This is a genomic window from Actinomadura sp. 7K507 (assembly GCF_004348425.1).
Taxonomy (GTDB): domain Bacteria; phylum Actinomycetota; class Actinomycetes; order Streptosporangiales; family Streptosporangiaceae; genus Spirillospora.
The window spans coordinates 1-11,077 of the sequence record NZ_SMKK01000279.1; the positions used below are offsets into that span (position 1 = coordinate 1).

An 11,077-nucleotide genomic window follows, 5' to 3' on the forward strand; every position below is an offset into this window, starting at 1 on the left:
GCGGTGTGCAGGTAGTAGCCGAGCAGGCGGGATCTCGCCGCCGCCGCGTCCTCGTGCCGTTCGGCGAGTTCGGCCGCGTAGCTGTGCATCAGCTCGTGCAGCGCGTACCGGTTGCCGGGTTCCTCGGTGACCAGGTGCGCGCGGACCAGGACGTCGAGCAGGCGGCGGGTGGTGCGGACGTCGCCGCCGCCGAGCAGCGTGGTGGCCGAGTAGGGATCGAGCAGGTGCTCGGAATGCTCGCAGATGAAGCTGCACAGCCGGAAAAGCCGGGCGGCGTCCGGCTCCAGCAGCCGGTAGGACCACGAGAAGACGGCCCGCATCGAGGTCTGCTCGTCGCCGGTGTCCAGCACGTCGAGCCGGGCCCGCTCGTCGGCCAGTTCGGCGGCCAGCTCCGCCACGCCCCGGCCGCGGGACTCGCCGATCCGGTCGGCGGCCACCAGCAGCGCCAGCGGCAGCCGCGCGCAGCGCTCGATCAGCAGGTCGGCCGTCTCCGGCGCGGCGGCGCCCCGGCCGAGGCGCGCGGCCAGCAGCGCCCTGGCGTCCTGCCGGGTCAGCCGGTCCAGGACGAGGCGGCGCGCACCGTCCCGCGCGGTGAGGCCGCGCAGCGAGTCCCGGCTGGTGATCAGCACGAGGCACGAGGACGTGCCGGGCAGCAGCGGACGCACCTGCTCCGCGGTCGCCGCGTTGTCGAGCACGATCAGTATCCGCCGCCGGTCGACGATGGTGCGGAACCGGGCCGCGCGCTCGGCGAGGTCGTCCGGTATGGCGGACCCGTCGAGACCGAGTGCGCGCAGGAAGCCCGCCAGCACCTCGGTGGTGTGCACCGCGTCGTCGGGCGCGTAGCCGCGCAGGTCGGCGTAGAGCTGGCCGTCGGGGAAGAGGTCGCGCGCACCGTGCGCCCAGCGGATGACCAGCGCGGTCTTGCCGGTCCCCGGGGCGCCGGCGACCACGATCGGGACCCGTCCGGTGCCGCCGAGCCGGTCGAGCTCGGCCAGTTCGGCCGCCCGGCCGACGAAGTCGGGGACGCCGTGCGGCAGCTGCGCGGGACGCCGGGCGGCCTGGACGGCGGCCGCGGACCCCTGCGCCGGCGGTTCGCCCGCCAGGATGCGCCGTTCCGCCTCGCGCAACTCCGGACCGGGCTCGACGCCGAGTTCGGTGACCAGCGTGCGCCTCGCCCGCTGGTAGGCGGCCAGCGCCTCGGCCTGCCTGCCGGCGCTGTAGAGCGCGGTCATGAGCAGGGCGTGCAGGCGCTCCCGCAACGGGTTCGCCGATACCACGTCCGCCAGTTCGGACGCGGCGAGCGAGTCGTTGCCGAGGTCGAGTTCGGCGGCGTAGAGCCGCTCGATCGCGGTGAGCCTGCGGTCGCTCAGCCGCTGTGCCTCGCTCGCGAGCTCCACGATGCCGAGGCCCTGGTACGGCGTGCCCTGCCACAGGTCGAGTGCCTGGCGCAGCAGGTCGGCGCGGGTCCGCGGATCGCCCGTGGCCGCGGCGCAGTCGACCAGCGTGTCGAAGCGGAAGGCGTCCAGTTCGTCCGGCTCGACGTGCAGCCGGTAGCCGCCGCCGTCGAGGGCCAGCCGTTCGGGGTCGTCGAGCAGCTTGCGGAGCCGGTGCACCAGCAGGTGCAGCCTGCCGGTCCCGCGCGGGTCGTCCGCCCACAGCGCGCTCGCCAGCCGGTCCGGGGAGACCGCGAGGTTGGCGTTGGCCAGCAGCAGGGCCGTCAGGCGCCGCCGCATCAGGCCGGACAGCGGCGGCCCGGCCTCGTCCCGCCATACCCGCAGCGGTCCCAGAACCTCGAACCGCACCGGGACAGCCTCCCGCTCACCGCCGACTAGAGCACGTTCCGACGCCCCAGTGTCCCGCCGCTTCGAAGCCGTCCGCAACCCCTCCGACCAGCATCGATCGCCCGGGAGGCAGGTTGGTGAAAGTGCGGTGAAAGCGGCGTCCTCCAGGCTGGGGCGACGCCGGGGCCACGGGGGCCTCCGGTGTGGTCCACCGCAGCGACGGATCTCCCGCCGTCGATCCCCGCCGTCGACCTCTCGCGTCGACCTCCCGCCGTCACAGGCCGCCCATGTAGCCTGAACTCATTCGAAACGCTATTCCGAGTAGTGGAACGATGAGCGGGAGGGTGCCTCTTGTCGGGTACGGGCGGGCGGTCGGTCGCCGGGGATCCGGTCGTCGGGGATCTCGGGCGCTACGACGTCATCGTGGTCGGTGCCGGTGTGGCCGGGCTGTGCGTGGCCATCGAGGCCGCGGGCGCGGGCAGGCGGGTCCTGGTCGTGGAGAAGACCGAGCGGCTCGGCGGGATGCTGCACATCGCCGGCGGCGAGTTCAGCGGCGCGGGCACGCGCAGGCAGGCCGCACACGGCATCGACGACGATCCCGAACGCCACTGGGACGAGGTCATGCGGCTGTCGCACGGGCGGGCCGACCCCGACCTCACGTGGCGGACGGTGCGCGCCCAGGGCGAGACGGTCGACTGGCTCGACGGCCTGGGTTTCGACTTCCACCCCGACTCGCCCGGATTGATCCACGGGCACGAGGTCTACTCGGTGCCCCGCACCTACTGGGGCGTCGACCAGGGCGACTCTCTGCTGCGGGTCCTGGAGCGCGAACTGGCGCGCTGGGCTCCGGAGCAGGTGCGCGTCCTCACCGGCACCCGTGTCACCGGCACCGTCCTGGACGACGACGACCGCATCGCCGGCATCACCGGCATCACCGCGCACGGGCCGGGCTCCGGGGAGACGGCCGAGATCGTCGCGCACGCGCCCGCCGTGGTGCTCGCCACCGGCGGATACGACGCGGAACCGGGGCTGCGCAACCGCTTCCTCCCTCCGGGCTGCGAGGACGCGATGATCGCCTGCCTCGACCACGCCACCGGCGACGGGCTCAGGCTCGCCGAAGCGCTGGGCGCCGCCGTCAGCAACAACGGGATCTTCCTGCCCGTGATGGGGCTGATCCCCGATCCCGGACGTCCCGGCTTCGCCGTCGACTACCGGGAGGCGTTCATCGAACTGCCGCCCGCCTACCGGACGCCCCACGAGATCTGGGTGAACCGCGCCGGCGAGCGGTTCGTCCCCGAGGACGGGACGAGCCCCGAAAGGCGCGAGCGGGCACTCCTGGAGCAGCCTGGACTGGCGATGCACATCGTCTGGGACCAGGCGATCGCACGGGCGGCCGAGCCGCTCATCAGGAACGGCGCGGGCGACTGGACCCGCGAGCGCTTCCTGGAGGAGCAGGAGAGCGGCCGCTGGATCGTCACGGCACCGACGCCGGAAGAGCTGGCCGTGCGGCTCGGCGTGGACCCCGCCGGGCTGGCGGCCACCCTCCGGCGCTACAACGAGGCGGTCCGCGCCGGTCACGATCCCGACCAGGGCAGGACCACGCTGCCGATGACGATCGATTCGCCCCCGTACTACGGCATCACCTCCACGGCATCCTCGCTGCTCAGCAGGGACGGCCTCCAGGTGACCGGCGACCTGGCCGTGCTGCGCCGCGACGGACGTCCGATCCCCGGCCTCTACGCGGTGGGCGAGGTGCTCGGCAACGACGTCTTCGCCGGAGACAACTACGTCGGCGGCATGAGCGTGACACCCGCGATGACGCTGGGCCGGGCACTGGGCGGGGCACTGGGCCGCGCCTTGGCCGCAGACGCTTCCTAGCGCGCCATCGCTCGGGCCTCAGCGGCGGCGGTAGAACTCCAGCAGTTCCCCGTCGCGGCCCAGGAACGTCTGGACCGCGGCGGGTCCGTAGGGAGGGACGTCCAGCTCGACCGGGTCGCAGACCGCGACCGCGCCGTGCGCGGCGAGCACGCCGGCGGTGGCGGCCAGATCGCCGGTCTCCAGCGAGACGGACAGCAGACCGGTGTTGGGCGGGACGGCGTGCTCGCGCTGGTCGCGTCCGGGTATCGCGACCGTCTGCAGCTCGCTGGGAGCGCCGTCGTATTCGGCGAGCGGGGAGCCGTCCCGTGCTTCGAGTTCGAAGACGTCGAGGACGACGCCGTCGGGGTCGTACGACAGCGAGTCCCAGGCGGCCAGCTCCGGCGTCCGTAGTGGCCGTAGTCCTGGGCGCGCGAGTAGTCGCCCCAGATCCGGTCGCCCGGGGCGTCGAAGCCCACCAGGCGCACCAGCCCGGTCGTGGCGCCCTCCGGCCCCAGCACGACCGTCCGCCCGGTCAGCCCCGCAGGCATGCGCCACGCACGCTCGATCTCCGGCCCGCCGACCGAGACCTCCGGCCCGGCCACGTACCCGAACACCTCGGCATAGAAGGCGACCGACCGCTCCAACTCCGAGACCGCCACCGTCGCCACCCGCAACTCACTGATCAAACCGACTCGCCCCTCCGATGTTCCGTTCATTGAAACGACGTTCCAAGATATCCGCGATGAGCGGTTGCCAGGATTGCTCTGCTGCGTATACTCGCATCGGAGTAGCTGAAGGGACGGTGTCATGGCCAAACGACGCAAGATTTCCAACCTGCTGGCGCTCGGCCTGCTGTCCGCGCTCATGACCAGACCCATGCACCCCTACGAGATGGCTTCGGTGCTCCGGGCGAGGAGCAAGGACGAGGACCTGGGGATCAAGTGGGGCTCCCTGTACCGGGTCGTGCAGAACCTGGAGAAGCACGGCTTCGTCCAGGTCGTGCAGAGCGAGCGCCAGGGCGCACGTCCAGAACGGACGGTTTACCGGATCACCGAAGCGGGCCAGGCCGAACTGGTGGATTGGGTCCGCGAGCTGATCGGGGAGCCCGAACGGGAAGAGGGCAGGTTCAAGGCCGGGCTGTCCCTGCTCGGCGTCCTGTCCCCGGATGACGCCGTCGACCTGCTCGTGGACCGGATCAACGTGCTGGAGGGGCGGCTCGCCGAGGCCGACGCGAAGCTCACCGAACACGCCGAGCGGGTGCCCCGGCTGTTCCTCCTTGAGACGGAGTACGAGCTGGCCGTACGCAGGGCCGAGGTGGAATGGGCGCGCAGCCTGCTGCGCGAGATCACCGACGGTTCCATGCCGGGCCTCGCGGAGTGGCGGGCGTTCCACACCACCGGCGAGGTCCCGTCCGAACTGGCCGAACTGGCCGAAAGGGGGACCGGCCCCGACTAGCGACACCCGCTCGCGACTACAAGTGGCGACAAGAAGGCCCCGGCGCGGTGCTGCAACACCGCGCCGGGGAACTACCTCGAACCGAACCGCGAAAACGCACTCCGGCTGCAAGGTGGCGACTTCAAGGATAGTCCGCGGTCGTTTCCGGTTCGGTTCGCTCTCATGCGATCCGAATCGGAGAGAACATGCACGACCACATGGTGGAGCCCCGTCGGGCGTTCGGGGGTCGCCGCCGTTTCAGGTGGCTGGTTCCCGTGCTGCTCATCGCCGGGTGGGTGGCCTTCCTCGGCGTCGGCGGAGGCTACGCCGGGCGCCTGGGCGAGGTCGTCAAGAACGACGACGCCGCGTTCCTGCCGGCGGGCGCCGAGGCGACCCAGGTCGCGGAGACCGCGCCCGGCTTCTTCGGGGCCGAGCAGACCCCGGCGGTGGTGGTCTACGTCCGCGACTCCGGAATCACCGCCGCCGACCGGTCGGCGGTCGCCGGAGACATCCAGGCCATCCGGCCCCTGGAAGGGGTCGCGGGCAAGGTGGCCGGGCCGATCCCGTCGGCGGACGGCCGTGCGCTGCAGATCGTCGTGCCCCTGTCGACGACGGGCGACGCCACCGTGCTGCCCGGCGCGGTGGAGGACGTCCGCGAACAGGTCCGGAGCCACCCCGGCCTCACCGTTCACGTCACCGGGCCCGGCGGAATGGCCGGCGACCTCGCGAACATCTTCGAGGGAGCCGACGTCCGGCTCCTGCTCTTCGCCACCGTCGCCGTGTTCATCATCCTGGTCCTGGTCTACCGGAGCGTCATCCTGCCGATCGTGGTGCTGACGACCGCCCAACTGGCGCAGGCACTCGCGTCCGCCGCGGTCTACTTCCTCGCCCGCGACGACGTCCTCGCCCGCGACGGCCTGATCGACCTCAACGGGCAGAGCCAGGGCGCCCTGGTGCTGATCTGCATCGGCGTCGCCACCGACTACGCGCTGCTGATCGTCGGCCGGTACCGGGAGGAACTGCGGGACCGCGAGTCGAAGTACGAGGCGATCGCGCTGTCGGTGCGCCGGTCGGCACCGGCGATCACCGCCTCCGGCGTCACGGTGATCATCGCGATGACGTGCCTGCTGATGTCCGAGCTGAGCTCCAACCGCGGCTACGGTCCCGTCCTCGCCCTGGGGATCTGCGCCTCGCTCATCGCGACGTTCACCTTCCTGCCGCCGGTGCTCGCGCTGCTCGGCCGGGCCGCCTTCTGGCCGCTGCGTCCGGCGTACGGGTCCGAGCACAGGCTGGAACACGGCGTCTGGGGCCGCGCCGCGAGGATCATCTCCCGGCGCCCGCGCGCGACCTGGATCGGCACGGCGGCGATCCTCCTCTCCCTCGCCGCGTTCCTGCCGGCGTTCAACGCGTCCGGCTCACCGATGAGCGAGCAGTTCCTCGGTGACGAGCCGGACTCGGTGATCGGCCTGGACGTGCTGGCCGAGCACTACCCGGCCGGTGCGGGAGCCCCGGCGCTCATCACCGGCCCCGCCACCGCGCGGGCCGAGCTGACATGGGCCGCCGAGCGCGTGGACGGGGTGGACGGGGTGGACGCCTACAGCGACGCGCCCGGGGCGCCCCCGAAGGTCGTCGACGGGCAGGTCCTCCTCCAAGCGACCCTGTCCGCCCCACCCGACGGCCCCGCGGCCGAAGAGACCGTGCAACGCCTGCGGGACGCGGTGCACAGGGCAGATCCCGATGCCCGGGTCGGGGGCACCACGGCGATCCGCATCGACACGATCGACGCGGGCTGGTCGGACCTGCGAACGGTCGTCCCGCTCCTGCTCGCGGTCGTGCTCCTGCTGCTCGTCGCGCTGCTGCGGGCGGTGACGGGCCCGCTACTGCTCATCGCCACCGTGGTGCTCAGCGCCGTCGCCACTCTCGGCCTCTCCGCGATCGCCTTCAATCGGATCTTCGACTTCCCGGCCGCCGACGCCTCGCTGCCGCTATTCTGCATCGCGTTCCTGGTCGCCGTGGGAGTGGACTACAACATCTTCCTGATGGCCCGGGTCCGGGAGGAGACCGTCCGGCTGGGCGACACGCGCCGGGCCGTAGTCCGCGGCCTGACCACCACCGGCGGCGTCATCACCTCGGCCGGCGTCGTCCTCGGCGTCACGTTCTCGCTGTTCGGCGTGCTCCCATTCGTCCCCTTGGTGCAGATCGGCTTCATCATCGTCGCGGGCATCATGATCGACACGTTCGTCGTCCGGGCACTGCTCGTCCCGGCGGCGTCCTACGACCTGGGAAGCGCCACCTGGTGGCCCTCCGCGCTGAGCCGACGGCAGCGGGACGATCCGTCCGCGTGACCCATCGCGGGGTTCTTCGTGGCCGCCGCCCTCTTGTTCGCCGCGGTCGCCCGCGCGGTGCGCCGCGGTCCGTTCCGGTGGCCCGCGGCGCTCCTGCTGGCAGCGGGCGCGCTGACCGCCGTCTACCTGGTCGGGCTCTTCCAGGTACTCGTCCACGACCCGGTGAACGACTTCACCTCGCAGTCCTTCGAAACGCCGGACAGCCCGGGGCTGTCGACGTCGCCCTGGTTGATGGAGACGGTCAGCCCCGGCTGGTACTTCCCGGCGCTCTCGGTGGTGCTGATCGCGGCGGCGGCCGCGCCGGTCGCCGCCTGCGTCCTGCTCACCCGGCCCCGGGCGACCTCTTGGATCGCGGGCCCCAGAACTGTCGCGATCTCGGAGCGTTAGCGAACTCCCCAGCGCGCTGCTGGTGTCGGCGCCCGCGCTGGTCGACCTGCACCTGGCCGTCAACCGAGTCGCGATCGAAGCCGCAGCACGCGCCGGCGGCGTGTACGCCATGGAGTCGGCGCCTACCGCCGCCAGAGCCACCTACCTGGTGACGGCGTACCTCGCCATCGTCGCGGCGAGCTGGACGGTCTTCGGTTTCCGCCCGCCGGACCGGCGCACCTCGCCCGGGTCGCTGCCGCTGGCCGGTGCGCTGCTGATCGTCCACCTGCTCACCCTCTGGTTCGCCTGGTACTACCAGCCGCTCGGCTCCGCCTCCTTCGCCGACGACCAGTCCGGCCTGCTCGACAACCGCCCGTCCTGGCACGCCCCGGCCCTCGCGCTGTTCATCGCTCTGGCCGCCGCCTGGCCCACCACCGCATTCCTCCTGCTGTTGCGCCGGTCGCGGGCGGCCGGACGGTAGGGCGGTTCCGAAGGCGGTCGGGGTCAGCAGCGGCCTTCGTCGATCGACGTCGAGACCGAGACCAGTGCACGCGCGGCGGTGGACTCGGGAAGCCGGTCGGCGTAGACCGTCATGCAGACCGGGTGGTCGCCGTCGGCGTTCGTGATCTCGAAGGGCAGCCCGTGCGCCAGAAGACCGGACTTCTTCTTCTCCTCGGCCTTCGCCTGATCGCCCGCGGCGTCCGCCAGCGCCTTGCGGACCTGGTCCTGGAGGTCGAACTCATTGACGTTCACCAATGGCCGCCCGTCCAGGTCGGCGGACGCCTGGACGGCGACCGACCACACGTCCCGCTGGTCGTAGGCGGTGGAGTCGCGGACCGGCCCATCGACGAGCACCGCGCCCCCCACCAGCACGGCCGCCGCCACCAGCTTCGCCACCCGCCCGACGATCAGAGCGGTCTTCGTGGGCTCGAAGGCGTCCGGATCCTGGTACCTCCAGGCCCGGGTGCTCCACCACAGCTTCCGCTGGTTCATGCACGCCGCGACGAGCAGCACGGCCGCCAGCACCGACAGGCCGACGGTCAGGTACGTAAGCACCGGCACCTCCGAGGGGAACGATCTCGAAGCCTTCGATGCCGGACCGGCCCGTCTGGTTCGGGAAGCGCGAGGGAGAGCGATCGGGCCCTCTAGGGTCGGCGTTCATGACGAACTCCGAATCCGCTGAGCCGTGCAGCGCCTTCTGGGCCGACGCCGCGCGTGTCCGCGCCGGATATCTGGCCGAGGTGCCGACGCAGACCCTGGTGCTGAAGGTCGCCGAGGAAGTTGGCGAGGTCGCCCAGGCCTACATAGGGATGATCGGCGGCAACCCCCGCAAAGGCGTCCACAAGAGCAGGACGGATGTTCTGGACGAGTTGGCCGATGTACTGCTCGCCGCCGCCATCCCCATGGTCGATCTCGCCGGCGGACCCGCCGCGGCCGAGCGGCATCTGGCCGAGCGGCTCGGTTTCGTCTCCACCCGAGCGGTCGTCGCATCCGGGAACGGGGGTGCTGGCGGCTGGCACGGGTCCTTCATCGCGCCTCACGTCCTGCTGCAGCGGGAGGACGGACGCGTACTGGTGCTGCGCCGGTACAACACCGGGTACCGCGACGGCTGGCTCGCCCCGCCTGCGGGACGGATCGAACCCGGCGAGGACGTCCTCACCGCTGCGATTCGCGAGGCGGAGGAGGAGGTCGGTGTGACGCTGCGCCGAGAGGATGCCGAGTTCACCCACATCATGCACCGCACCGCCCCGTCTCTGCCCGGCCCATGCCACGCGGTCAGCGACTACTGGTTCTTCTTCCGCCACTGGGAGGGCGAGCCCCACGCCGCCGAACCGCACAAAGCGTCGGAGGCCCTGTGGATCGACCCGACGACCCCGCCCGAAGACGTGATCCCCTACTGCGCGCAGGCCCTGACAGCGATCACGCGAGGCGGGCCCTTCAGCGTCCACGGGTGGTGACCCCCTGATCGTCCCGCGTACGGCCGCGCCCCCCGAAGCGCGATGAACGCCTGACCGCCGACCACGGCGCCGAACCGGTCACACTCGCCCCACTGCGACCACACTGCCTCGTCGTGACCCGAGACGGACGCGCTTTCACCTCGGTCGCTCGACGGGCTTGGAGCCGTTGTCCGTACGTCCTGCGAGGGGGAGGTACGACGCATTCGATGCCCGCGGGGCGAGTTCCGCTCGAAGGCTGAAGGTGCTCCTGGCCAATGCTGAGCCTGAGCTGCGCTAATCCACGGGGGCCTTGGCGACGCCACCCTGGTTGCGCGATGTGGCGCACTACTCGGGCACGGTGGCGGGTTGTGCGCACACCCTCCGGCTCCTGGCCCTGCGGATCCAGCACCTCACTCACGAGATCAGGGACTTGGGCTAGCGCATCGCCACCGCGGTCAGGCTCACCGCGCCTGAACTGCTCACCGAGTTCGGTGTCGGTCCCGATTCTGCCGCGACCCTGCTCATCGCGGCCGGTGACAACCCCGAACGCCTATCCGGCGAAGCGTCGTTCGCGGCCATGTGCGGAGTCAGCCCGGCGGAGGCATCAAACACAACAAACACGGCATGAACCTGTAGGTCCTTGCCTCACGGGACGAAACCATCGTGTGGGTGTCGGGGTCGCTGTCCGGCTCGGTCCACGACCTCAAGGCCGCCGGGATCTGGGGCCTGATCCGCCAACTGACCGCCTCCGGGCTCCTGGTGCCGGCTGACAAGGGCCACGCCGCCACCGGCCCGCACGTCACGACGCCCTACAAGGGCAAGGACAAGCCCGAGCCGCTCAAGCACGCCAACCGCTCCCGCGCCCAGTGCCGCGGACAGGGCGAACGCGCCAACGCTCAGCTCAAGAGCTGGAAGATCCTGACCAAGCTACGTTGCTGCCCGCACCGGGCCGGTCACCTGGCCAAGGTCATCCACGTCCTCCAGAACCGCGAGCTCAACTCACCTTCAAGAAGGGTCACGGGGTGGTGGGGGGATCCACGGCGTACCGGCGGTCGGTGCGGCCTACGGTGAGCAGTTCCTTGATCGACACACCGGCTGATACTCATGATCGTCGCGGCGGCTACCGGCAAGAACACCCGAACCGTGACGTACCCGCCCCAGCCCGATCACGAAATGTGTGCCAGAGCCAGAATTCAGCCGCCGTTGACAGTCATGGCCCTGCGGTCTGGCGGTTCCCTGGGGTTGGAGGTCTGGTTCGTAGGGGACGAGTTCGGCGTTGGTGGTGCGGGTGCGGGTGCGGGTGCGGGTGCGGGTGCGGGTGCGGGTGCCGGGGCGAGCGCGATGCGGCGTGCTGATC

9 protein-coding genes and 2 pseudogenes are annotated in these 11,077 nt (G+C 71.4%); 8 read left to right on the forward strand and 3 right to left on the reverse strand.

Translation table 11 applies throughout. The annotated features are described in order from the left end of the window. Window positions 1-1,802, reverse strand: a 1,802-nt coding sequence (locus E1285_RS38915; protein WP_132159614.1) for a BTAD domain-containing putative transcriptional regulator, incomplete at its 3' end; no start/stop codon positions are given. A gap of 330 nt (window positions 1,803-2,132) precedes the next feature. Here E1285_RS38915 and E1285_RS38920 point away from each other — a divergent pair. Beyond that, window positions 2,133-3,659 carry an FAD-dependent oxidoreductase gene (locus tag E1285_RS38920; RefSeq protein ID WP_132159615.1) on the forward strand — a complete coding sequence of 509 codons (1,527 nt, stop codon included), beginning with the start codon at window positions 2,133-2,135 and terminating at the stop codon, window positions 3,657-3,659. 18 nt (window positions 3,660-3,677) lie between these two features. Here the strand turns inward: E1285_RS38920 and E1285_RS38925 are convergent, their stop codons facing one another. Then, window positions 3,678-4,193, reverse strand: a complete 516-nt coding sequence (locus tag E1285_RS38925) for a hypothetical protein (RefSeq protein ID WP_132159616.1) — start codon at window positions 4,191-4,193, stop codon at window positions 3,678-3,680. A 252-nt stretch (window positions 4,194-4,445) separates the two neighbouring features. Between E1285_RS38925 and E1285_RS38930 the strand changes: the two genes are divergently transcribed. The 4 genes from E1285_RS38930 (at window position 4,446) to E1285_RS38945 (ending at window position 8,264) form a co-directional block, all read left to right on the forward strand. Then, window positions 4,446-5,093, forward strand: coding sequence for a PadR family transcriptional regulator (locus tag E1285_RS38930; protein ID WP_132159617.1), 648 nt, complete (start codon window positions 4,446-4,448; stop codon window positions 5,091-5,093). Window positions 5,094-5,347: 254 nt separating this feature from the next. Beyond that, the gene (locus E1285_RS38935; RefSeq protein WP_207947135.1) at window positions 5,348-7,417 is read left to right on the forward strand and encodes an MMPL family transporter; all 2,070 of its coding nucleotides are present in this window, start codon (window positions 5,348-5,350) and stop codon (window positions 7,415-7,417) included. 18 nt (window positions 7,418-7,435) lie between these two features. After that, window positions 7,436-7,804, forward strand: a complete 369-nt coding sequence (locus E1285_RS38940; RefSeq protein ID WP_132159618.1) for a hypothetical protein — start codon at window positions 7,436-7,438, stop codon at window positions 7,802-7,804. A 22-nt stretch (window positions 7,805-7,826) separates the two neighbouring features. Continuing rightward, the gene (locus tag E1285_RS38945) at window positions 7,827-8,264 is read left to right on the forward strand and encodes a hypothetical protein (RefSeq protein WP_132159619.1); all 438 of its coding nucleotides are present in this window, start codon (window positions 7,827-7,829) and stop codon (window positions 8,262-8,264) included. A gap of 23 nt (window positions 8,265-8,287) precedes the next feature. On the opposite strand, the gene E1285_RS38950 is transcribed toward E1285_RS38945, so the two are convergent. Continuing rightward, window positions 8,288-8,839: a hypothetical protein gene (locus E1285_RS38950; protein WP_132159620.1), complete on the reverse strand. Its 552-nt coding sequence runs from the start codon at window positions 8,837-8,839 to the stop codon at window positions 8,288-8,290. 104 nt (window positions 8,840-8,943) lie between these two features. Between E1285_RS38950 and E1285_RS38955 the strand changes: the two genes are divergently transcribed. The 3 genes and pseudogenes from E1285_RS38955 to E1285_RS38965 form a co-directional block, all read left to right on the forward strand. After that, on the forward strand, window positions 8,944-9,741 hold the full coding sequence (locus tag E1285_RS38955; protein ID WP_165966936.1) for an NUDIX domain-containing protein: 798 nt from the start codon (window positions 8,944-8,946) through the stop codon (window positions 9,739-9,741). Window positions 9,742-10,186: 445 nt separating this feature from the next. After that, a pseudogene (locus E1285_RS38960) lies at window positions 10,187-10,330 on the forward strand (transposase); the annotation flags it as partial. Then, a pseudogene (locus E1285_RS38965) lies at window positions 10,327-10,713 on the forward strand (transposase family protein); the annotation flags it as partial. The pseudogenes E1285_RS38960 and E1285_RS38965, both read left to right, overlap by 4 nt. Window positions 10,714-11,077 lie beyond the last annotated feature (364 nt).

Excerpts from the sequence above, each read along its gene's own strand:
- E1285_RS38930 (WP_132159617.1), top strand. The coding sequence starts at position 4,446 with ATGGCCAAACGACGCAAGATTTCCAACCTGCTGGCGCTCGGCCTGCTG.
- E1285_RS38955 (WP_165966936.1), top strand. The coding sequence starts at position 8,944 with ATGACGAACTCCGAATCCGCTGAGCCGTGCAGCGCCTTCTGGGCCGAC.